This window comes from Streptomyces sp. NPDC086023, from assembly GCF_044540325.1.
Lineage (GTDB): Bacteria > Actinomycetota > Actinomycetes > Streptomycetales > Streptomycetaceae > Streptomyces.
Genome location: NZ_JBITRX010000010.1, coordinates 66,996 through 88,304 on the forward strand (window position 1 = coordinate 66,996; position 21,309 = coordinate 88,304).

At 73.1% G+C, this 21,309-nt stretch carries 26 protein-coding genes; 1 reads left to right on the plus strand and 25 read right to left on the minus strand.

The window, feature by feature from the left end; translation table 11 throughout:
• Positions 1-49 precede the first annotated feature (49 nt).
• The 11 genes from ACIF6F_RS20660 to ACIF6F_RS20710 form a co-directional block, all read right to left on the minus strand.
• Positions 50-1,018 carry a phosphoribosylaminoimidazolesuccinocarboxamide synthase gene (locus ACIF6F_RS20660; protein WP_399948518.1) on the minus strand — a complete coding sequence of 323 codons (969 nt, stop codon included), beginning with the start codon at positions 1,016-1,018 and terminating at the stop codon, positions 50-52.
• A gap of 28 nt (positions 1,019-1,046) precedes the next feature.
• On the minus strand, positions 1,047-1,748 hold the full coding sequence (locus tag ACIF6F_RS20665; RefSeq protein ID WP_399948520.1) for an HAD family hydrolase: 702 nt from the start codon (positions 1,746-1,748) through the stop codon (positions 1,047-1,049).
• Entirely contained in the window at positions 1,745-2,509 is a 765-nt protein-coding gene (locus ACIF6F_RS20670) for a thymidylate kinase (RefSeq protein ID WP_399948522.1), read from the minus strand. The genes ACIF6F_RS20665 and ACIF6F_RS20670 overlap by 4 nt, the downstream gene beginning before the upstream one ends.
• Before the next feature lie 74 nt (positions 2,510-2,583).
• On the minus strand, positions 2,584-3,696 hold the full coding sequence (locus tag ACIF6F_RS20675) for a DegT/DnrJ/EryC1/StrS family aminotransferase (protein ID WP_399948524.1): 1,113 nt from the start codon (positions 3,694-3,696) through the stop codon (positions 2,584-2,586).
• Entirely contained in the window at positions 3,693-4,727 is a 1,035-nt protein-coding gene (locus ACIF6F_RS20680; RefSeq protein WP_399948526.1) for a radical SAM protein, read from the minus strand. Before ACIF6F_RS20680 ends, ACIF6F_RS20675 begins: the two co-directional genes overlap by 4 nt.
• Positions 4,717-5,442, minus strand: a complete 726-nt coding sequence (locus tag ACIF6F_RS20685) for a thymidylate kinase (RefSeq protein ID WP_399948528.1) — start codon at positions 5,440-5,442, stop codon at positions 4,717-4,719. Before ACIF6F_RS20685 ends, ACIF6F_RS20680 begins: the two co-directional genes overlap by 11 nt.
• Positions 5,439-6,260, minus strand: a complete 822-nt coding sequence (locus ACIF6F_RS20690) for a class I SAM-dependent methyltransferase (protein ID WP_399948530.1) — start codon at positions 6,258-6,260, stop codon at positions 5,439-5,441. The genes ACIF6F_RS20685 and ACIF6F_RS20690 overlap by 4 nt, the downstream gene beginning before the upstream one ends.
• The gene (locus tag ACIF6F_RS20695) at positions 6,247-6,780 is read right to left on the minus strand and encodes a phosphoribosyltransferase (protein ID WP_399948532.1); all 534 of its coding nucleotides are present in this window, start codon (positions 6,778-6,780) and stop codon (positions 6,247-6,249) included. The genes ACIF6F_RS20690 and ACIF6F_RS20695 overlap by 14 nt, the downstream gene beginning before the upstream one ends.
• A gap of 34 nt (positions 6,781-6,814) precedes the next feature.
• On the minus strand, positions 6,815-7,438 hold the full coding sequence (folE, locus tag ACIF6F_RS20700) for a GTP cyclohydrolase I (RefSeq protein WP_399948534.1): 624 nt from the start codon (positions 7,436-7,438) through the stop codon (positions 6,815-6,817).
• A gap of 53 nt (positions 7,439-7,491) precedes the next feature.
• Positions 7,492-8,223: a 7-carboxy-7-deazaguanine synthase QueE gene (locus tag ACIF6F_RS20705; RefSeq protein ID WP_399948536.1), complete on the minus strand. Its 732-nt coding sequence runs from the start codon at positions 8,221-8,223 to the stop codon at positions 7,492-7,494.
• Positions 8,220-8,630 carry a 6-carboxytetrahydropterin synthase gene (locus tag ACIF6F_RS20710; protein WP_043224529.1) on the minus strand — a complete coding sequence of 137 codons (411 nt, stop codon included), beginning with the start codon at positions 8,628-8,630 and terminating at the stop codon, positions 8,220-8,222. Before ACIF6F_RS20710 ends, ACIF6F_RS20705 begins: the two co-directional genes overlap by 4 nt.
• A 342-nt stretch (positions 8,631-8,972) precedes the next feature.
• On the opposite strand from ACIF6F_RS20710, the gene ACIF6F_RS20715 reads away from it, so the two are divergent.
• Complete coding sequence (locus ACIF6F_RS20715; RefSeq protein WP_399948538.1) at positions 8,973-10,382, plus strand: Twin-arginine translocation pathway signal; 1,410 nt, start codon at positions 8,973-8,975, stop codon at positions 10,380-10,382.
• A gap of 136 nt (positions 10,383-10,518) precedes the next feature.
• Here the strand turns inward: ACIF6F_RS20715 and ACIF6F_RS20720 are convergent, their stop codons facing one another.
• The 14 genes from ACIF6F_RS20720 to ACIF6F_RS20785 all read right to left on the minus strand — a co-directional run bounded on the left by ACIF6F_RS20720 (position 10,519) and on the right by ACIF6F_RS20785 (position 21,250).
• Positions 10,519-11,826 carry a M14 family zinc carboxypeptidase gene (locus ACIF6F_RS20720; protein WP_399948540.1) on the minus strand — a complete coding sequence of 436 codons (1,308 nt, stop codon included), beginning with the start codon at positions 11,824-11,826 and terminating at the stop codon, positions 10,519-10,521.
• Positions 11,823-12,203 carry a hypothetical protein gene (locus ACIF6F_RS20725; protein WP_399948542.1) on the minus strand — a complete coding sequence of 127 codons (381 nt, stop codon included), beginning with the start codon at positions 12,201-12,203 and terminating at the stop codon, positions 11,823-11,825. Before ACIF6F_RS20725 ends, ACIF6F_RS20720 begins: the two co-directional genes overlap by 4 nt.
• A complete protein-coding gene (locus ACIF6F_RS20730) occupies positions 12,200-13,126 on the minus strand; it encodes a helix-turn-helix transcriptional regulator (RefSeq protein WP_399948544.1) in 927 nt (308 codons plus the stop codon). The genes ACIF6F_RS20725 and ACIF6F_RS20730 overlap by 4 nt, the downstream gene beginning before the upstream one ends.
• On the minus strand, positions 13,123-14,991 hold the full coding sequence (locus ACIF6F_RS20735) for a glycoside hydrolase family 15 protein (protein WP_399948976.1): 1,869 nt from the start codon (positions 14,989-14,991) through the stop codon (positions 13,123-13,125). Before ACIF6F_RS20735 ends, ACIF6F_RS20730 begins: the two co-directional genes overlap by 4 nt.
• Positions 14,992-15,005: 14 nt before the next feature.
• Positions 15,006-15,200, minus strand: a complete 195-nt coding sequence (locus ACIF6F_RS20740) for a DUF5999 family protein (RefSeq protein WP_017236920.1) — start codon at positions 15,198-15,200, stop codon at positions 15,006-15,008.
• Positions 15,201-15,269: 69 nt separating this feature from the next.
• Entirely contained in the window at positions 15,270-16,061 is a 792-nt protein-coding gene (locus tag ACIF6F_RS20745; protein ID WP_399948547.1) for a hypothetical protein, read from the minus strand.
• Positions 16,058-16,630, minus strand: a complete 573-nt coding sequence (locus ACIF6F_RS20750; protein WP_399948549.1) for a hypothetical protein — start codon at positions 16,628-16,630, stop codon at positions 16,058-16,060. The genes ACIF6F_RS20745 and ACIF6F_RS20750 overlap by 4 nt, the downstream gene beginning before the upstream one ends.
• A 59-nt stretch (positions 16,631-16,689) precedes the next feature.
• Positions 16,690-17,592, minus strand: coding sequence for a hypothetical protein (locus tag ACIF6F_RS20755; protein WP_399948551.1), 903 nt, complete (start codon positions 17,590-17,592; stop codon positions 16,690-16,692).
• Positions 17,589-17,816: a hypothetical protein gene (locus ACIF6F_RS20760; RefSeq protein ID WP_399948553.1), complete on the minus strand. Its 228-nt coding sequence runs from the start codon at positions 17,814-17,816 to the stop codon at positions 17,589-17,591. Before ACIF6F_RS20760 ends, ACIF6F_RS20755 begins: the two co-directional genes overlap by 4 nt.
• Positions 17,813-18,532 (minus strand): winged helix-turn-helix domain-containing protein, encoded by a 720-nt coding sequence (locus tag ACIF6F_RS20765; RefSeq protein ID WP_399948555.1) that lies wholly within the window; start codon positions 18,530-18,532, stop codon positions 17,813-17,815. The genes ACIF6F_RS20760 and ACIF6F_RS20765 overlap by 4 nt, the downstream gene beginning before the upstream one ends.
• Complete coding sequence (locus ACIF6F_RS20770; protein ID WP_399948557.1) at positions 18,529-18,696, minus strand: hypothetical protein; 168 nt, start codon at positions 18,694-18,696, stop codon at positions 18,529-18,531. Before ACIF6F_RS20770 ends, ACIF6F_RS20765 begins: the two co-directional genes overlap by 4 nt.
• Before the next feature lie 272 nt (positions 18,697-18,968).
• A complete protein-coding gene (locus ACIF6F_RS20775; protein ID WP_399948559.1) occupies positions 18,969-19,436 on the minus strand; it encodes a DUF6082 family protein in 468 nt (155 codons plus the stop codon).
• Positions 19,437-19,493: 57 nt separating this feature from the next.
• On the minus strand, positions 19,494-20,105 hold the full coding sequence (locus ACIF6F_RS20780; protein ID WP_399948561.1) for a DUF6624 domain-containing protein: 612 nt from the start codon (positions 20,103-20,105) through the stop codon (positions 19,494-19,496).
• A complete protein-coding gene (locus ACIF6F_RS20785; RefSeq protein WP_399948563.1) occupies positions 20,102-21,250 on the minus strand; it encodes a GntR family transcriptional regulator in 1,149 nt (382 codons plus the stop codon). The genes ACIF6F_RS20780 and ACIF6F_RS20785 overlap by 4 nt, the downstream gene beginning before the upstream one ends.
• Positions 21,251-21,309 lie beyond the last annotated feature (59 nt).

Below are 21,309 nucleotides of genomic sequence, written 5' to 3' on the forward strand. Positions count from 1 at the left end.
GCGGCTGCGGTGAGGAGACGGCTGGGGTTCCGGCCGCCGGGGCGAGCGGTCATCGGCCGACGAGGTCGGTGACGGCCCGGGTCGCGGTCTCCAGATCCGGTGCACTCCAGCGCCGCTCTCCCGTCCAGGTCTCGCTCAGGGACTGATAGAGGTCCGTCATCACCGCCACGTACTCGGGCGGCAGCGGCGCGGGCTGCGGCCACCGGTTCCTGGGAACACCGGCGGCGATCAGCCTGCTGACCGGCACCTCGTTGCCCGTGTTGACGTACCAGTCGCGCAGGATCTGCTTGCCGCAGTGGACACCGGCGAACATCAGGCGGCTCTCGTCCGGCGTGCCGGGGCTGTCGGCGAGCACCAGCTGCTGGTCGCTGGTCACCAGGTACTCGGCCTTGCCATCGCAGTGGCTCAGCCCGACCTCGGCGGCATGGTCGGTCAGCACCGCGTTGACCTTCCAGGTGATCTCCCGCAGGGCCGCGAACTGCTCGTCGTCCAGACCCGCGAGGCGCTGGGCCTCGCCGGGGGTGATGAAGCGGTTCACGTCGTCCCGGGTCGTCGCGTACTCGATGAGCGGTCGCTCCAGCTTCGCGCCGACCGCGGGGACCGCGGCGAGACCGACGTCGGCCGGGGTGAGGTCGCCGGCGGCGAGGCGCCGGTGGACGGAGCTGCCCGGCGGGAGCTCGTTGCGGAAGAGCACCTGCAGGGGCAGCAGGTAGCCGCCGCGAGCGGGCGTGAGGGGCCGGCGGACCTGCTCCGGAAGACGTGCGAGGGTGAACTCCATCCGGTTCGGTGCGATGAACCGGCGGAAGTGCGTCCGCACTCCGGCCTCCTCCAGCAGCGCGAAGTTGAAGGCGGCCATCCGGCAGGTCGCCTCGCCCTTGCCGGGGATCGGATCCGGCATCCGTCCGTAGTGGAAGACGGTGTAGTGGTCGGTGTACTCGAAAATGCCGACGCCTTCACGCGTCGCGGTCGGCTCCTCGATGACGTGCAGGTTCTTGGTCGAGTGCAGGACGGGCATCATGCTCCCGGGGTCGGACGACGTCGTGCCGTCATCGGATGGGCTCGGTCTGCAGGCGTGATGCGACGGGCTGCGCCGCCTGTTCGCCGACGGGCGTCAGGTGGCCGCCGGCCACCGTGATCACCTGCATGCCGGCGGCGCGGGCGGAGGCGATGCCGTCGGGAGCGTCGTCGACCGCCAGGCAGCGGTCCGGCGCGACGCCCAGGCGGCGGGCGGCGGTGAGGAACAGCTCGGGATCCGGCTTGCCGTGGACGACGTCCTCACGCCGGACCACGGCCGCGAACGCCTCGTTCAGGCCCAGTGCGTCGAGCCCCGGGTCGACGAGCAGTCGGCTGGCGCCCGACGCCACGGCGCACGGCACCCCGGCACGCCGGGCCTGCTCCAGCAGCTCCACGACGCACGGGATCGGCGTGATCGTGTGCACGGAGGCCAGCAGATGACCGCGGCTGCGCTGGACGATCTCGTCGTGGCGCAGCGACCGGGCGCCGGGCAGCGCCGCCAGGAGGTCGCGGATGGACAGGCCGACGTGCCGGCCGTACCAGCCGGAGTCCAGGTCGACACCGTACGGCTGCAGGGCCGCGCGCAGCGCCTCCTCGTGCCGGCCGACGGTGTCGGCTAGGACGCCGTCGAAGTCGAGGATCAGAGCCTCCACCCCGTCTGGGACCGCCGGGGAGCACTGGATCCCTGCGGACCGGTCGGCCGGGCAGAGCGGCAGACGGGCGGCGGTGCTCATGCCGCCTCGGCCTTCGTGGGCTGCCCGCAGCACATGCAGCCCGCGCCCGGCCCCTGCCACGGCTCCACCAGACACGCGAGCTCGCCGCCGGCGCTCTCGATCCACTGCCGGATCAGGCCGGCCGCCTCGTACTCGTCGACGTGGCGCCGGTCCACGACGCGGTAACGGGCCGGGTCGGTGGCGGCGAGACGCTCGAAGAGCACGCACGCCTTGCGCATGAACTCCGCCTGCTCGTCGGTGAAGACGCACCGGTCACGCCGCTGCGCACGCTCCAGGGCCTTTGAGGCGTCGTCGGTGACGAGGATCGTGAGGTCGGGCAGTGGCCGGTAGGAGGCGGCGAGGCCCAGGAGGTCGACCGCCGTCTTCAGCGCGGCGTCCGGGTCGTCGGGGTGCAGCAGCAGCGCCTGGCAGACGGCGGTGGTGTCCACGCTGCGGCCTTCGACGACGGTCTGCCCGCGGGCCAGGTCGGGCAGGACGGTGTCGAGGTCGTGCCGCTTGATGGCCATGAGGAGCAGAGCCTCGGCCATTGGGGTGCCGCCACGCAGGAACGGGTCCCCGGCGCTGGCCTCGCGCAGGGACTGGAGGAGTTTTTCGCCCAGGCCCGGGCGTCCGTTCGCCCGCTGGGAGAACTCGTCCAGCATCAGCGGCTTCGTCTCGATGGCTTCGACGGCGCGGTTGGTGAGGTAGGTCTTGCCGACGCCGTTGAGGCCCTCGGCGGAGATCAGCGGGCCACGGCTGCACAGGGAGCGTGTGGTGGTCATGCAGTTTCCGTTCGCAGACAAGGACGGCGGGCCGCCGACGGGAACGCCGCCGGCGGATCGGTTCGGGGCGCCGGTCATGGGCACCATGCGGCGGCCTCCCGGGTGATGACGGCGGCGTAGCGGTCGAGGACCGTTTCGTCGTCGCGCTCGGTGAGAACGAGGGCGAGGGTGCGGTCGAGGATCTGGGCGGTCCCGCGGCACGGAGTCCGGTCGCTGGCGGCGAACATGGGCCGGGTGTCGCAGGGCACGAGCCGGAAGGTGCCGGTGGAGCTCGGCACTCCCTGCCGGGCGAGGTGCTCGGCGAAGGCCCGTCGCTCCGGCAGGCGGATGTGCAGGAGCGGGGCGTAGTGGTTCCACACCTCGTCCTTCGCCGGCGTCAGCGGCGTGAGACCTCGGACACCGGCCAGCGCCTGGAGCAGGTACCCGGTTTGGGTGCGGCGGCGCTCCAGCAGGTCCGGGAACCTGCGCAGGTTGGCCTGCGCGAGTGCCGCGAGCGGCTCGGCCAGGCGCCCGTTGACCGCGAGCCGTTCTTGAGGGCGGCCACCGGGAGGGGGCGTCAGCCAGTGGCTGCGGAAGGCCCGGACATGGGAGGCGAGAGCCGAGCCGTCGGTCAGGACGTACCCGCCCTCCCCGCTCCAGAGGATCTTGCCGTCCTTCATGCTGAAACACCCGGCATCGCCGACCGCGCCTGCCGGAACGCCGCCGCGCGACGAACCGGCGGCCTGGGCGGCGTCCTCGACCACGGCCAGCCCGTGCTCCGCGGCGAACGAGCGGAGGCCGACTGGGTCGCCCATCCTGCCCCACAGGTGGACCGGGACGATCGCCTTCGTCCGGGCCGTCACCTTCGCGGCGGCGTCGTCGAAGTCCAGGTCGAGGGTGTCGGGGTCGCTGTCGACGAAGACCGGCGTCGCGCCGAGCTGGGCGAGCGGCGCGGCGGTCATGACGACGGTCAGGGCCGGTACCAGGACTTCGTCGCCCGGCCCGACTCCGACGGCGGACAACGCGGCGTGCAGCGCCGTCGTACCGGAGGACACCGCGACCGCGTGCCGGCTGGTGAACCTCTCGGTGAGGTCCTGCTCGAACCGATCAGCGAACAACGCCCCGGCGGGGTCAGGCATGCCGGCCAGCGCGGCCAGCATGCCCTCGCCCAGACTTCCTGCCGCGGGGACCGGTGGCAGGGCGGTCACGTTGCCTCCCGGGCGAGGAGGCGCGGCATGCCGAGCACGAGCGGGCCCATGTTCACGCAGTCCCTGGAGAAGTGCGAGCAGTCCGTGCACGCCGGGCGGTCGGTGAACAGGGTCCTCGCGTCGGCGCCGACGATGCTGCGCTGTTCGGAGGCGGCGGTGGCGGCGATCCGGCGGTCGGAGGGGCAGTCCCACAGCGACCCGTCGGGCTGGATGAAGAACAACTGCGCCCCGCCGAAGCAGTCCTCGACCCGACCGCTGTCCTGGGTGGCGATCGAGGCGAGGAACTGCCGCGTGTAGGAGGGGCCGGGGAGGGTGAGCCCGCGTGGGTCCTCCTGGAGGCGACGCAGCTGGTCCTCGACGGCGGGCACATCTGCGGCGGTGTGACAGCGCTCGGTGAAGAGCTTGTGGTCGGCCGGGAGGGAGATGGGCTGCGGCACGTAATAGTCGACGCCGATCTCCGCTGCGAGCCGGGCGACGTCGGTGATCTCCTGAGGGCGGTCGCGCATGACCACGGTGTAGATGCCGACCCGGGGCCCCGGACCGGAGTCTCGCTCGTCGAGCAGGGTGCGGATGCCGGCCAGGACCTCGCGGTGCCCGACCCGCCCGGACCGCGAGGGCCGCAGCCGGTCGTTCGTAGCCGCATCCGCGCTGTCCAGGGACACCGAGACCCCATCGACGCCGAGGTCGACGAGCCGCCGGGCGATACCGGGCCGGTTCAGCGGCACGCCGTTGGTCGCCACCACGACCTCACACCCGGCATCCTTGATCGTCTTGATCAGACTGAGGGTGGGCAGCCAGTCCAGCGGCTCGCCGCCGGCGAGGACGACCCGCTCGACCGGCGAGTCGGCCAGCGTCCGCGCGAACGCCTCCAGCACGGTGCGGTCGAGGTCACGGACGGGGATGTGGGACAGCACGCCGAGTCCGTCGGGAAGGGCCTTCTTGTGCTCCTCCAGCTCCCCGAAGTAGCAGTGCGGGCAGGCGAACGAGCACGGGGAGCGCAACGCCCACAGCAGAGTGATGTCACGAGGCACGGTGTACCTCCCGGCGCTCCACGATCGCGCGGACGGCGTCCTCGACCGCCTTCCCGGTCTCCTCCGGGGCGTAGCCAGTCACGTCGATCACCGTGTACCGCCCCGGCTCGGCAGCGGCCAGCTCCCGGTAGAGGTGCTCGGTCTGCTCGATGATCTCCCGGGCGTCGGCCGGGACGGTACGGCCGATCCGGGCGGCGAACCGAGCCACGCACGTCTCCCGGTCGCCCGTCAGCAGGAGGGTGGCGTCCGGCATCGGGCGCCAGCGGCGGGCGGTGGCCAGGATCTGGTCGGCCACCGCCCGAGCGGGCGTGGCCGGGTGCTCGGTGTGCAGGATCGCCCCCTGGCACACAGCCACGCTGTCCACGCCCCGGTCCTCGACGATCACGTCGACGCCGGCCAGCAGCTCGGGCGTGAGGCGCTCGACCTCCCGGAACTTCAGCGCCAGCAGCGCAAGCGTCTCCACGACCGGGTGCCCGGTCCGCAGACAGACGTCCTCCGCCGCCGAGAGGGCCGTGATCACCCGGCCGGGCAGCGTGTCGGCGGCCTGGTCGGTCAGCTCGTCCAGCAGCAGACACCGCGCACCCAGGGCGGCGGCCGCGGCACGGGCGGCGGTGGTCTTCCCGACCCCGTTGATGCCCTCCACGCTCACCCACAGCGGTCGGCCCCGCTCCTCCCCGGCCGCCTGACGGGGCCCGGGAACCGTCAGGGCGGTCATGCCGGCCTCCGGCACACGAAGAGCAGCTCGGTCGCCCGGTCGGGCACCATCACGGAGGACACCGTGTCCAGCAGCGCCTTCGGCACCCGGGCAGCCAGGTCGCGGTACCAGTCGACCGCGTCGGTCCCGTACCGCTTGGCGAGCTCGGCGGCGACCTCGTCCGGTTCGGGCGGCAGCAGGCCCATCACGTCCTCCACGACCAGGCCAGCCGCCTCGACGGCGCTCACGACCTCCTCGCACGTCCACTCGTAGACGTGGACGCGGTACTGCAGCGGACGCGGCGGCGGACCGAACGCCTGCGGGGTCGACAGGTACAGCACCCCGCCCGGGGCGAGCGCGGCGCCGGTGGCGGCCAGGCTCTTCACCCCGAGCTCGTACGGCAGGTGCTCCAGCGCGGAGGTGTAGATCGCGACGTCGAACGGCGGCAGCTGCGGCCACGGCTCGGACACGTCGCACTCGACGAATTCGAGCGGGAACAGGACGCCGTACTCCTTGCGCAGCTCGATCAGCCGCGCACGGGCCTCGGTGAGGTTGGCCGAGCTGATGTCGAGGCCGACGTAACGGCCGATCTTCGGCGCGTACCGGTGCAGCAGCGGGAGGGCCAGCCCGCGTCCGCAGCACACGTCGAGCACGTTCGCGCCCTCCGCGCACCCCTCGGCGGCGATGAGGTGCTGCATCAGGTTCATCAGACCGGACGGCTTGGCCTCGCCGCGGGCGAGGGCGGCGTAGAAGTCGTCCATCTGGTTGGTGCTGTACGGGCCGATCATCGGGGTGCCGGGCCTCGTGCGGTACTGCTCGTCCAGGTCAGCGCTGGTCATGCTGTTCCTCCCAGGGGAAGACGACCCAGGTGGTCGTCAGTCGGGCGATGTGGTCGATCCGGTCGTGGGGTTCGGACCCCGCGGGCCAGTTGGCTCGGTTCACGGCGAGGACCGCGGTACGCACCCGGGCGGGTCCGAGGTCGCGCAGCATCTGGGCCGTGTGGGCGAGGGTGGTGCCGCTGCCGGCGATGTCGTCGACGAGCAGCACGTCCAGGCCCGTGAGGTTGCCGAGCGACGCCGGGGTCCGGACCGTCGGCAGGGGGGTCTTGGCGGCGTTGACGGCGTCGCTGGTGGTGCGGGTGACCTCGATCGTCCGGACGTCGTGGACGCCGAGCCGGTGGGCGATCCACACGGCGGGGATCAGGCCGCCGCGCACGATCCCCACCACGGCCTGCGGCACACCGGCGGCCAGGGTCTGCTGGGCGAGCGCCGTCGTCGCGAGCCCGATGTCGTCCCAGGTCAGGTACAGCGGGCCCGCCTGGTCGGCCTCCTCGGGCGCCGGCGCGGGGGATGCGCTCATGGCTTACACCTCCTTCTAGGTCCGCTCGCTGGTGTCAGGTGGCGTTCAACTGGTTGGTCGCGAGGTGGAGGAACTGCTGGCTGAGGATCGGGTCCGTGGTGAAGCGCCCGCCGGAGTGCAGGGTCGTGGTGCGGGCGTCCTCCATCCGCACCCCGCGCATGCTCATGCACAGGTGAAGGCCCCGTACGGCGACCGCGATGTCCTCGCGGCCGATCACACCAGCGAGGTGCTCGGCGACCTCGCGGGTGTAGCGCTCCTGGACCTGCAGTCGGCCGGCGAAGTGCTGGGCGACGCGGCCGAACTTGGACAGCCCCACCACCTCGCCCTCCGCCAGGTAGCCGACTACGACCTGCAGGTTCATGGGGATCATGTGGTGCTCGCAGAGGGACCAGACGCTCATGCCGCCCACCACGACCAGCTGGCTGGTCAACTGCGGCTCGGTGAAGCGGGTGGCCGCCGGCGCGTTGCCCGGGGAGAGGAATTCGTTCCACCAGGCAGCGACACGCTTCGGCGTCTCGGCCAGACCGTCCCGCTGCGGGTCCTCGCCCAGCTCGACCAGCAGCTGGCTGATGAGGTCGGCGACCCGGTCGGTGTCGATGCCGCGCCCGGGCTGGCGGGGTACGGCCAGCGCCGGCGGGGCGACGGTGGTACTCGTCATGTGGATCTCGCTTTCGCAGGAGAAGAGGAGGGCCGGGCAACCTGGTTGCCCGGTCAGCGGCCCTTGGGATCGGCGAAGGCCAGGACGTGGAGCCTGGTGGTGAGGTGCCAGTGCCTGGAGGCGACCGCGTCCGCCAGTACCCGGGTCGTCGACGTGATCGCCTCGACGGTGGTGCCCTCCGGCATCACCCACACCGGCGCGAGCCCGTGCCGGTCCACCAGCTCGGCGATCCGGTCGACGTCGGCGACGGAGGAGGCGACGAACTTGAACGCGGCCTGTCCGGAGGCGGCGAACGCCCCGAGTACGGACGGCACGATGCTCTTGGCCTCGTCCATCCCGAAGCTCGCCAGCTTCGGCGATACGTTGAACCGGACGCCGGAGATCAGCAGGGCGGGGTCGGGCATGACCGTGCCGTTGGTCTCGAACTCGACCCGTCGGCCCTCCTCCAGCAGCCGCTGGACCAGGGGAATCAGGTTTCGCTGCTGGAGCAGCGGCTCGCCGCCCGTGATGACCACGAGCTCGACCGGCGACGGCTTCACCCACGCCAGGAGGTTCGGCACGGACTGCCGCGTCGAGACCTCCGTCGGGTTGAACTGGCTCCAGTCCCACGTCTCCTTCGTGTCGCACGCCGTACAGCTGAGGTTGCAGCGCGACAGGCGGATGAAGATCGCCGGGTGGCCGCAGCTCGGACCCTCGCCCTGGAAGGTGGGCACTTCGACACCGAAGCGCTCGGCGACGATCAGCTGTCCCAGAGGCCCGCTCAGGGTTGCCGCGGCGCCGGTCACGGGGCGGCCACCTCGAACCGGGCCCAGCTCCGCTGGGTCTCGCGGACGCGGACGGCGGCCAGCTGCCCTGCGATCCCCGGCGGCATGTTCGCGAGGAACCAGCCCGCCAGGTACTGCGCCAGCAGCTCGGACGTCGGCTCGAAGTCGAGGACCTCGTGCAGGTTGCGGTGGTCGAGCTCGCTGTCGAGGTACCGCTTGAAGGGGGCGAGGTCACCGAAGTCCGTCACGAAGCCCGGCCCCTGGAGGGAGGCCGAGGAGAGCACGACCTCGACCTGGTAGGTGTGGCCGTGCTGCCGGGAGCACTTGTGCTCGGGCGGGAGGCTGGCGAGGCGGTGACCGGCCTCGAAGTCGAACGTCTTGCTGATCGTGAACCTGCCGGTGGGCAGGGGAACAGGGGCAGTCTCCACGGGAGTCCCTTTCTCGTGACGGAGGGAGCGAGGGCGTCTGCGGCCCTCTTCGGCGCCTCGCTCGGGAGTCGCCAGTTCCGGTACGGATTCCTGGGGCGCCGGCGGTCCCCGCGCGGCCGGCGAACGCGTCCCGACGAGCGCGGCCCATACGATCCGCCTGCGGCCATGGGGCGGTCCGGCGAACTGGTGTCGCTCAGGGCAGTTGGAGCGCTGGCTCCTACGATGCGCCTCGTGCTGAGGGACAGTCATTGACCGTGTGCTGTAGGAACATTGACTGCTTCGGTCAAAGCCCGTCCGCATCCCGAGGGGTGAGGGCGTGGCAGGGCGACGAGGGGGCGGACGGTGGGGAAGGTATCGCGAGCGCGGCGGGCGGAGATCCAGCGGGAAGCGACCCGGCTGCGGGCCCAGTGCCAGCGAGACGGCGACAGCCAGGAGCGCACCGTCACCGTGCTCCGGGCCGAAATTCCCGAACTCACGGCGCTGGAGGCATGGCGCCTGGCTCTGGGATGGTCCCGAGCCCAGGCGATCCGCGAGGTCGCTCAGGTCTACCTGGCGGACGACCTGCTGCCGCCGGCCTTGTCGCAGGCTCTGCTGTGCCGGTACGAGCATGGGCAGGCGCAGCCCGGCGACGAGTACAGGATCATGATCTCCCGGGCATACGGGGCGCGCCCGGACCAGCTCGGGCTCGCCACGAACCACCTGTGGTGCAGTACGTGCGCGGCTCCGTTGCCGCTCGACTACGGTCGGCGGCAGCGTGAGGAACAGGGCATCGACCGAAAGGCATCCATGACGACCGAGAGCGGGCTGCCCGCCATCCGTGAATCCGTGCAGTGGGCCCTCCTGGACGCGCCCGAGGGCTCGCCGTCGCTCGTCGCCCTGGCCGAGGCCGCAGTGGAGCACTACGCCCTCAACTACAGCAAGCACCCGCCGTCCACCCTCCACGACGAGGTCCGAGCTACCCGCAACCTGCTGTCCACCGTGGTCGCCGCAGCCGACCGGGACACCGCCCGCGGCCTGCACCGGCAAGTCGGCTGGCTCTCCGCGCTCCTCGGAAACCTCGCCTACCACCTCGACGACCGCGCCGGCGCCCGCGCTCACCTGACCCTGGCGGGAGCCATCGGCAAGTCCACCGGCGAGACGGCACTCACCGCCTGGTCCAGCGGAGCCCTGGCCATGGTCGCCACCTCCCGACGCGACTGGGACCACGCCCGCGGACACGCCGAGCACGGCCTCCAGCACGCGCCCGCCGGCCTGCGCCGCGCCCAGCTCCTGGGCTGGGCCCTGCTGCCCACCCTTGCCGCACTGGGGGACGCCTCCCGCGCGGACGACGTCGTTAGCGAGAGCGACGAGATCATGCGGACTGCCGTCGAAATCCCAGGCCGCTTCGGATACGACCGTGCCGAGCACCGCCTCCACGTCGCCGAAGCTCACCTCACCCTGGAGCGCTACGACCGGGCCGCCGGCGTAGCCCGCACATCCATCGCGGCAGCCCCCGAGCACACCCCGGGATGGGTGGCGGCCACCCTCGTGCTCGCCCTCGCCGAAGCCCACGACGCTCCCGAGGCAGCAGCTGGCCGCGCGTTGAACGTCCTGGACCTCATTCCGCCCGCGAGGCTGCGAGCCACTGCCCGCAGCCGTCTTGCCCGCCTTACCCGAATCCTCGACCCGGCAACGACCGGTGCGGGCGCCGAACTGGCCGAGCGCCTGAGGGCCCTGCCCGCTCCGGTTCGGACGGACGGCACCGCCGCATAGGCGTCCGACGTACGCAGCCCCCTGCCGCCGGGGGGAACGGACCCGGGGCAGCATCGATCTGGTCGGCTGGGCCAGAGGGACGATGATCTGTCCGTGGATGCCCTGGGCGCGGCGACGGTCGGCCAGGAGAGACCCGTCAGCGGTCATCGCGCACCTTCGGGCCTGGCGTTGCGGCGGACGCTGCCGGGTGCAGGCCGGCCAGGGACAGGACCATGTCCGCCTGGTAGCCGGCCGTACACGACAGCGGCACGGGCCGGGGCCGGAGGGCCTTTTCCGCCCGGTGACACCAGGCGATGAGGACGGCCTCGGTCTTCGCGCGCAGGGCTTGGAGCTGGTCGTGGTCCGGGGCGCCGGCGAGGAGCTGGTCGGCGTGCCGCAGGAGCATGCCCGCGGCGCGCGCCGGGACGAGGAGGACGAGGTCCTGGTCGCGGCCGGCCTCGGGGTTCTCCTGGATCTGCCGGATCATCAGGGGGGTGATCGAGCGGACCTCCTTCGCGGAGGCCAGGAACACGGTCTCTTCTTCCGAAGCCGCTGCAAGCTCGGTGATGAGGTCGCCGAGAACGCAGCGGGCGTCTTTGAGGACGTCGACGGCTTCCTGGGGGGAGAGCTGGATGGGGGTGGAGTCCCACATCGGGACCTCCGGGAAGAGGCCGAGGCCGCCGTGCCGGGCGGTGTAATGGGCGCTGCTGGATCCGGCCGGCTCCCACTCGCGGTCGTCGCCCCCGCCGTGAGAGGCGTCCGGCTCGGTGGCGGCGGGAGGCGCCAGGAGGTAGGCGCCTGGCCCGAAGGAGGGCAGAGCGATGCAGTCCGACGGGGTCTGCTCGACGCGCAGGCCGTACCGGGCCGCCAGGTCTCCCATGATCTTGGGGAGGGCGGGTTCGGCGCGGGAGGCCATCGCCCACACGCCGCCGGAGTCGCTGCCGTGGAGAGAGACGGTCAGCGCTGGCCGTACGTTGTCGATCACCCTCATGAGGGCACGGGTCTCCGGCAGGGTCGCGTCGAACGAGGGGGTGGGGAAGGTCCACTCGGGCTGGCAGCGGGCCTGGGGCCGGTACAGGCCGCGGTGGTAGTCCTCCAGCGTCGGTGGCCACGTCGAGGCCCACCAGTGCTCGTTGGCGGCGACGCCGTCGGGGTCGGCGCATCCCACGAGGTGCCAGGAGACGTCTTCCCGTGCCTGGGGGTGCTCGGTGAGGTACCGGGCCAGCGTGGTGACCACGGTCAGACCGATGGGCTCGTTCGGGTGTGGGGCGCCGAGGACGAGGACGTGCTTGGGGCCGCCCTGGACGGTCAGCATGGTCATGGGCCTGCCCTCGCGGGAGCGGCCGATCTCGGACAAGGCGCAGAGCGCGGGGTGCTCGGCGGCGGTCTTCCGCAGCTCCTGGTCCAGTTCGTCCAGGGTGGGCGGCCGGTCGCCGATGTAGCGGGCGAGCGGGTCGGGGGTCACGACCAGCCCTCCCCGCGCAGAGTGCCGTGGGTCAGCGGGAGGTCCTGGCGGGCGGGCCCCAGCGCGTCGGGCTGGTAGCGGTAGGTGCTGGTGCTGGTGCTGGTGCTGGTGCTGGTGCTGGTGCTGGTGCTGGTGTCTGCCGTGGCGTTGGCCGCGTCGTGCTGCGGCTGCTCTTCGGCGTGCGGCTCCAGGTCCGGCACGGACGCGGCGGCGAGCCCGCGGGGGCTGCCGATCTCGTCGGCGATCAGGCTTCCGGTCAGGGCGAGACCGGCGGCGTTCATGCCGAGGAGCATGAGGCCGGGCACGGTTTCGAGGAGATCGAGGGCGGACCACCCGCCTCTGAGGGCTGGAACGGGTAAGCGTGCCTTGCGGATCATGGCAGTTGCTCCTTTCCGGGAGCGGGGTGGATGCCGGGAAGGAGTTCCCAGAAGGCGGCCAGGGCGATGAGGTGCGGGTCGCTGCGGGCGCCGCACCGCTCACGCAGCTTGTCGACGCGGTCGAGGAACGGGCCGGCGGGCCGCAGTTCGTCGGGAAGGTCGTCGTCCGTGGCGAGGCCGGCGAGGACGCGCAGGACGGTGAGGTCGGTCTCGGCGAGGTCCGGGGCGAGCATCGGCACCGGAGGCGGAGAGACGTGGCCGCCCGCGAGCAGGGCGGCGGCCCTGCGGGCGGCGGTCGGGGCGCCGAAGCGGCGGCCGATCGAGGTCAGGTGCCGGCGGACGATCCCGACTGGCAGGCCCAGCTCCTCGGCGATCTGCGCGTCCGACGCCCCGGTGAGCAGCAGCCGTCCGACGTCCCGCTGGGCCGGGGTGAGCGGGCGCGGCGTGGACGGGGCGGCTGCGCGGACCGGCGCCGCCGCGGTGTCCGGCGGTTCGGCTGGCGCGGGAGCACCGCTGGCGGTCAGGAGCCGGGGGTCGTGCAGCACGCGGTGCAGGTCGGCGGGCGAGGTGGAGCCCAGGCCGGGGGGCACGGCCCAGTGGACGTCCAGGCCGCCGGTCGTGGTCAGCGGGGGGATGCCTATGGACCTGCCCTTCGGCATGACCCGCACGCCGGGGGGCCAGTCGTCCGGGAGGACGGAGTGGGACGGCAGGAGGAAGTGCCAGGTCTTCGTGGTTTTGTTGGCGAGGACGGGGCCGGTGCGCGGCCCCAGCGCGGTCAGCGCCGGGCGGGCGAGGTCGGCCGGGACGCGGATCGCGGTGAAGTCCTCGCCGCAGCGGACGGGCAGGGTCTGGCTGCTGTCCGGCATCCAGTGCGGCAGGTCCCAGCGGCTCAGCACCGGACGCGGTCGGGTCCTGGTCGTCACGACTCCGCTCCCGCCGGCTCGGGGATGCTGCAGGCGTCGAGGGCCGTGATTTCGGCGGTCGCGTCGAGGTGGGCGATGTGGCTGAACGCCTGCGGGAAGTTGCCGAGCTGGCGGCCGGTGGCGGGGTCGTACTCCTCGGCGAGCAGGCCGAGCCCGTTGCGGACGGCGAGCAGGCTGGCCAGGGCGGTGCGGGCGTCGTCGGGCCGGCCGATTGCGGCGAGGGCCTCGGACAGCCACCCGGTGCAGATCAGGAACCGGCCCTCTTCACCGGCGAATCCGTCGGGTCCGACCTCGCCGGCGTGGGTCCGGTAGCGCAGGAGGAACCCGTCGTCGGTGCCCAGCTCGCGCTGGACCGCCTCGACGGTGCCGATGAACCGCTTGTCGTCGGCGGGCAGGAAGCCGGAGAGCAGGCCGTGCAGGAGCGAGGCGTCCACCTTGCGCGACCCGTAGGACTGGGTGAAGGAGCCGAGGTCGGAGTCGTAGCCGTGCTCGTACACCTCGGCGTGGATCTTGTCGCGCAGCGCCCGGAACCGGTCCAGCGGGCCGTCGGCGTGGCCGGCCTCGATGGTGCGGACGGCCCGGTCGACGGTCGCCCAGGCCATCATCTTGGAGTGGGTGAAGTGCTGTTCGGGCCCGCGCATCTCCCAGATGCCCGAATCCGGCCGGTGCCAGACCTGCTCCAGCTCGGTGGCGAGGGCGACGACGAGAGCACCGAGACGCCGGGCCCAGCTGCCGTCCGCCAGGGCGAGCTCGTGGAGCTCCATGGCGAGGTCGCCGTAGACGTCGACCTGGAGCTGGCCCGCGGCGGCGTTGCCGATACGGACCGGCTTCGATCCCTCGTACCCCGGCAGCCAGTCCAGTTCCCGCTCGGGAAGCTCCGTCTCGCCGCCGACGCCGAACATGATCTGCAGGCGGCCGGCGCGGGCGGCGGCCTGCGCCGCCCACATCGCCCAGGAGACCGCCTCGCGCAGGTAGCCGTACCGGCGAAGAGTGCCGGCGGCGAAGGCGCCGTCGCGCAGCCAGCCGAAGCGGTAGTCGAAGTTGCGGGTGCCGCCGATCTCCTCCGGCAGGGAGGTGGTCGGGGCGGCCACGATCGCGCCCGTCGGGGCGTAGATCAGGGCGCCCAGGGTGAGCAGGGAGCGGACGACCGCCTCGCGGTCCGGGCCGGTGTAGGTGCAGCGGGCCGCCCACGCCTCCCAGAAGTCGAGGGTGAAGGCCAGCAGGGCGTCGTCGACGGGGACGGGCGGCGGGCTGTCGACGCCCTCCCGCCAGGAGAGCCCGAAGGCGACCGTCTCGCCCGCGGTGACGGTGAAGTCCGAGACGAGGTCGGCGCCTTCGGCGCGTACGCGGGCGTCGGCGTCGAGCCACAGCCGGGCGTCTTCGCCCTGGGGGAGGTCGATGGCGTGCCGCCGGTCGAAGGCAGCGATCCGGGGCACGGTGCGTCCGTAGTCCGGGCGGGCCCGCAGCAGCGACCGCATGGCCACTGCCCCGGTCACGCCGGTCACGATCCGCACCAGGCGCGGAGACCCGCCGCCGGGCACCATGAAGTCGCGGACGACCGCTGTGCCGGTGTCGCAGGCCCACGTGGTCTCAAGGACAAGGGAGTCGCCCACGTACCGGCGGCCCGACCCCGGGACGGCGGTGCCGTCCATGAGGCAGGCGGGCGCGATCTGCCAGAAGCCGTGCTCCTCGGTGCCCAGGAGGCTCGCGAAGACGGCGGGGGAGTCGAAGCGCGGCATGCACAGCCAGACGACGGAGCCGTCCCGGCGGACCAGGGCGCTGCCCTTCTGGTCGCCCAGCTGCCCGTGGTCCTCGATCCGCGGGCCGGCGGCGGGGGCGGGGCCGGCGGTGTGCTGGCGGGGGATGTAGGGGAGGGCGGTCACGCGGCCACCGCCGTCGTGGGGCGGTGCGGGGCGATGATCCGGCCGTCGGGCAGCAGCTCGCCGGTGTCCTCGAAGAGCAGGACACCGTTGCACAGCAGGGTCCAGCCCTGCTCGGGGTGGCTCGCGACCGGCTTGGCCGCCTCCCGGTCGGAGGATACAGCGGATGGACAGGCGGGTTGGTGCTGGCACATGAGGCAGTCCTTGAACGAGAAGGAGCAGGGAAGGGGACGGAGGCGAGCGAGGCCGGACGCGGCCGGGGGTCAGGCGGACCGGAGGTGATCGGGGCCGAGGACCGGGTCGGCGGCGAAGCCGTGCCGCGGCTGGGCCGCCGCGTCCCGCCGGCCCCAGCTCACGCGGTACGGCAAGCCGGGCTGCGAGGGCTTCACGATCCACAGGGGGGCGTAGCCCTCGCGGTCGGCGAGGAAGCGGGCGGCGACGAGCGCTTCCTCGCCGTCGGCGATGTCGAGGTGCCGGGTGGGGGAGCGCCCGGTGGCCGGGGCCGCCAGGCGGTAGCCGCTGAGCAGGGGCACGATCAGCCCTCGCCCGGTCTCCGGCAGGCGCGGGCGCTGGGCGTGCAGGGCGGCGAGGTCGGCGGCGAACGGGGTGTTGCCGAGGATCTGCCGCTGCCAGGCGTGCCGGATCAGCGAAGGCCGCGTCGTGGCCTTGAGCCTGGCGGAGGTCCTCTCCAGCAGGTAAGTGGCCTGGTAGGAGGTCGTTCCTCGTCGGCGTGCGTAGGCGGTGAGGGTCTTGCCGGCGGCGAGCGCCCGGATCAGGTCGAACGCGTCCGCGTCGAGGAGGAGCGGGTGGAGCAGAGGGGGCGGTGGCACCGCGCCGCAGGCGTAGCCGTGGTGGACGAGCTGCGGCCGGACCACGGCCTCCAGACCGAAATGCCGGGCGATCTGGTTGAGCCGGTACCGCACGCGCGCGACGGTGCCCAGCCCGAGCCGGGCCACCACCTCCGGGTCCCTGTGGCCGTCGGCGATCAGCTCCAGGACCTGCCGTTCCAGGGGCGGCAGAGAAGCCGTGACGAGCGAGGGCGTGAGGGCGGTCATGCCGCTCCCGCCGAGGTCTCGTCTATGGCGGGGCTCTGCTGGAGACCGGGAGCACTCGCGCGGGCACCGGCGTCCAGGACGACGGCGCTCCCGCTGGCGCGGATCTCCACCAGCTTCCTTTCGGCCAGGTCCGCGAGCGCCAGGTCGATGTACACGGCCGGCACCCGAAGGCGCCTGGCCAGCGATCTGCGGGGAATCCGGGCGGCGGGCGCCAGGTCCCCTGTCTGGATGAGCTGTTCGATCTCCTTGGCGACCGACCCGACCGAGGGACAGGGGGCGAGCGTCTCGCGCAGCGCCCGCAGCATCTCCCGGCCCTGGGCGACGAGGACGCATGCCTGGGCGTAGGTGCCCCGGACGGAGTGCTCGGGCGGGGTGAGCGCCGCGATCCACACGTCCCACCGGGCCCGGTCGGCCGGCGAGTCCGTCGTGTCGCGCCGGGTCCGGGCCAGGCTGAGCCACGGCTGCGTCGAGGTGTAGACGCGGCGGAAGGCACCCTCGATGGCCTCCGCCGGCCAGTCGGTGCGCCGGCCGGTCACCGGCCGCAGTGCGTCGATGTCGGCTGTCAGCATGGTCGCCGTCCGTACGACGGCCGGGTCCGCCGGTCGGCGGAGAGGCAGAAAGAACACGGTCACTCCGAAGTCGAGAACGGGGAGGCGGCGCGGTAGACGAGGACGTCGGCGGTCTCGTCGGTGTCCGGGTTCCAGGGGCGTGCCCGGGAACGGACGACGAGGCCGGCGCCGGTCAGGGCCTGCTGCAGGCGGCCGAGGCACTCGCGCCAGCGCTCCTCCGCACCGGCGGGCGCCAGCCCGGTGCCCGGGGCGCGGGCGAAGGCGGCGGCCGGCCACCAGGTCAGCCAGGTACAGCGGTCGGCCTCGGGCGGCCACACCGTCTGGGTGATGTCACGGACGGCGACCTGGCCGAAGGGGGACGGCTCCCGCCGGAAAAGGCCGAGCCCGGCCTCAAGCAGGGCGTCGCGCACGATCTCCTGCGGCGAGCGGTCGGGATACCAGCCGAGTCGCTGGAAGTGCGGGGGAACGGGCTCCGACAGCGCCCAGGCCGTCGGCTCCTGCCTCGGCGGCACGCCCGCGGGCATCCGGTAGACGAGCAGCTCGGCACCGGCGTGGCAGCGGGGCGAGCACCGGAACCGGCTCGGCTCCACGACGTACCCGAGGGACTCCAGGGCTCGGGCGGTCGCGGCGATCCGCTCACGCCAGTGGGCGTCCGCCCCGGCCGGCACCCGGCCCGTCCAGCCGTCGCGGCGCAGCGCGGCGTCCGGCGCCCAGTCCACCGTCACGCACAGCTCCGCGCCCTCGGGCCACGCGGCCTCGGTGAGCACGTGGGCGCGGCACACCCCCAGCCCCTGGGGCAGTACGTGCCGGCAGAAGCGCTGGCCGTCGGCGCCGGTTCTGACGAGCTTGCTCTCGCCGATCCCCAGCTCGCGCAGGTGGAAGTTCACCAGCGCGCGCCCGCTCTGCGGATCGGCCCGGTCGTAGACGGGCTCGGTCACGGGCTCTTGGGTCCACTCGCTCACGGGGACTCCTTCGGCGAGGCAGAGGGCTGGGGCCAGGGGGCGTGCTCGACCACCGCCGTGGAGGCGATGAGCAGCAGCACCAGGACGAGGAAGCCGGCGCAGGACGGAAACCCGTTCCGCCCGCCCGGGACGGCCGCCGCGGGCTTCTTCTGCCTGAGCCGGACGCTCAACCCGGCCAGGCCGAGCGTCAGCAGGGTGACGAGCACGGTGAAGACGTCGGTCACGGCTCACCCCCCGCTCGTGCGGCGGAGCCGACGAGAACGTGCAGCGCGCGCTCGACGACGTCGGGGTACTCCGCCCGCGTCCACCCGCCCCGGCGCATCGCCACCCGCAGGTCGGCCAGGAGAAGAGCCTCCCGGGCCTCCCGCGAGGGATCGAGGACGTACGTCCCGGGCGTCTCGGACGTCTGGTTCGGGCGCAGCAGGCCCTCCAGCCTCAGCTGGACAAGGGCCAGCTGGACCGTCGTCCGTGAGGTGTCGAACTCGATGGCGAGAGCCTGCTGGGACGGCATTCGCTCGCCGGGCTGGTAGGTGTGGTCGGTGAGCCGCTTCCGGATCGCCTCCACGACCAGGTCGGTCGCGGTGCTGGTGCGGTGCGGCGGTCGGCCTGCGGGCCCGAGGGCCCGCACACCGGGAAACCCGTCGAGCGCGACCAGGCCCTCGTCGCGCAGGACACGGGTCACGGCCGTGGCCATGAGCTGGGTCTCGCCGAAGCGGGTCCGCAGGCCGGCCTGGGTGCGCACCGTCCCGGGCCGCCAGTCGCCCGAGCGCAGCTCCTTGCGGAGGGTGAGGAGCATCGGCAGGTCGGGACCCGCACCTGTTCCGCGGGCGCGGGAGAGCTGCGGCGCGGCGACTCCTGCCTGGCCGGGGCCGGGCAGGCCGGGGTCGGCTGCGGGGAGTGCCGGGGCGGTGCTCCGGAGGATCGTCGAAGAGGCCCTCACGGGCAGGCTCCCTTCTGGTCGTCGTGGGCGTGCTCGTCGTCGTGGGGCGGTGGCGCTGCTCCTGTGTTGCCGGGGCGTCGGCCCGGCAGGCGGGGCACGATTTCCACGAGGAAGAGGGCCGCGCCGCAGAACGTGGCGACGAACAGGGCTCCCCACCAGGTCATCGGTTTCCTCCGCGTCTGCCGGCCGCTGCCGCATCAAGCGGTCGGCCAGGGCACCGCCCTACTCCAGGGGGGCATATCTGTATAAAAGGGGTTCTCTTGGGGTGTGGGATGCCGTACCCCTCGGACCCGCCGCGTCAGTGAGGGGAGGGCCGGCCGCGAACTCCTCCACGGAGGTGCGGCCGGGGCGCGGACGGGTGCGCCACCTCCCTCGGATGAGGGAGGCCCCGGTCTAGGTCCGCGCTGTCAGGACGGCGCGGGACGTCCCCTCCGCGTCAGGCAGCGGCGGGCTGGCTCTCGCGCCCGGCCCGTCCGGCTTCGTCCGCGGCCCTGGCCAGGGCGTCGTGGAGGCGCTCGGCCCGCGGGTCTCCTGTCGCCTCCTCGGCGCGGAGGTTCCCGAACTTCTCCCAGTACCGCCGGGCCGTCTCGTTGCCCATGATCATCGAGGCGTAGAGGCGGAGCTGGTGCTTGCTCACGTGGCCGAGCCGGTCGCGCAGGCTGAGGGTGCAGAGCATGTGGTTGGCGGACATCAGCCCCATGTACTCCTCGGGCTCCATGCCGGCGGGCGCCCACTTCGCCGCCACGCCGGGGTCCGTGAAGACCTTCTCCAGCCAGTCCAGCTGGTTGCGGGTGAGGGCGATGTCGACCCGTTCCCGCTGGTGCTTCGCCTCCTGGCGCAGACGGGCCACGCCGACGCCGGCCACAGCCGCGCCCGCGAGCAGTACCGCGGTACCGATCCTCATCAGACAGTCCTTTCGATCAGAGGGTGTGGGTGATGTCGCCCGGGGCGAAAGCGGTGGTCATGCCGCGCCCGCGAGGACAGAGGGCGTCGCCGCGCCGAAGGACGGGGCCGCGGCCAGACGGTCGCGCAGCCTCCCCAGCGCGAGGCCGGCGGGCGGGAGTCCCACCGCGGCCCGGCGCGCGTCGAGATCGCCAGCCGGTTCGGACACCGTCTGCCGCTCGGGCCCGTCGGGGCCGAGGCGGTACTGGGTGCCGTAGAGCTGCGGCAGGTTCCCGTTGACGAGACACCGGTCGTAGAGGTGAGCCCACTGCCGCAGGGAGGCGGCGCCCTGGTCCACGGCCTCGTGCATCAGCCGGGATGCGAGCCGCTGGATGTCGGCCCGGGTGTCGGCGCGAAGGGCAAGTCGCCACGCGGCCCTCGCGCCTTCCTCGCCGACGAGCGGCACGCCGGGCCATCCGTAGTCCGCCACGGCCCGCGCCAGGAACGCGGCGTTGACGTGATCCATGTGGCGGCCGGCGCCGACCAGCTGGTCGGCCGGCTGCAGCCGGGCCAGCCGGGCCCAGTGCTCGTCAGCCCTCTCCGCCCGGGCGGCCAGCTCGCGCGCGAGGTAGGGGTGCATCGGGGCGGTGCTCATCGCGCTCCGGGGCTGGGGCAGGCGGTCGGTGCTCACGCGGCAGCCCCCGCGAGGTCGAGGACGTCCAGGACGGCGGTGGCCACGCACGCCAGACGCCAGACCTCGATCTCCCGCTCCGCCGGCCAGTCGTGCAGCGCGGCGGTGACGGTGTACCCGAGGACGGCGTGTGCGTCCGGGTCGTCCGGGTGCCGGCGGGCGGCGAGCGGGAGCAGGTCCGCGGCGGCGGCGACCAGGCTCTGGCGCACCTCCCGCAGCGATTCGGCGTCGGGGGCCGAGCGGCGGTGCTGCCAGGTCTTGGCCCGGCGGCAGCTCTTGCGGAGGCTGGCACGATCGAGATTCGTACCGGACGGCGCCGCCCTGCGCAGCCGCCCGACCAAGTCCTCCAGCGTGGGCGGCCCGCTCACCGGGACCGGCGGCACCGGGCGGACCACCGCTCGCCTGCTGGGCTGGACGGAGAGGTACCCCTCCTCGTGCAGCCGGTGCAAGGCCCGGCTGACGATCGGCCTCTCGGCGGCGAGCAGCCGGGACAGATCCTGCTGGCCGGGCAGGGACGACATCAGGGGATAGATACCGGTGGACACCAGTGCGCGCAGCAGGTCGGCCGCGATGGTGACCTGGTCGCACGTCTTCCTGCCCGCCACCAGGACTTGGTTCGAGTGCCGGACCACGACCAGGCCGTCGGCCGCGAGGTCCTGGAGAGCGAGGTCCACACGCGTGCCGGAGGCCGGAGTCAGTCCGGCGTCCGCCAGGATCCGAAGACGCGACAGCAGGGTTCCGGGAGGAAGGACGCCGTCGGCGATTCCCCTGCGCACGCGGTCCGCGATCTCGCGCACGCTCGGCCCCGGCAAGAACGCCTCCGCCAGCTCCCGCAGCAGGCGCCTCGCAGCCGAGTTCGCCGTCACGAAGCCGGCGTCGGACCTGGTGTGCACCTCGTCGATGAGGCTCCGCCAGCGGGCCTGGTCGGCGGGCGAGCCCTCCGCGGCCTGCAGACGCCCTTCGGCGACCGGCAGCCAGGGCGTCACCAACCGCAACACGCCCTCGGTGTCGCCTCCGGACACCGTGTCGTACTGCTTCCCGAGCCGCCTCAGCGCCGCCAGATCCGACCGGATCCGGATGAGCGTCGGGTCGCCGACCGGCTCGGCGCTCTGCGGGTCGGGGGCGGCTTCGAAGTCGGGGGTCATGATGCTCCGGCAGCGGGACGAGAGAAGGGAACGGGCTGTGTGGACGAGCAGGGGGAGGT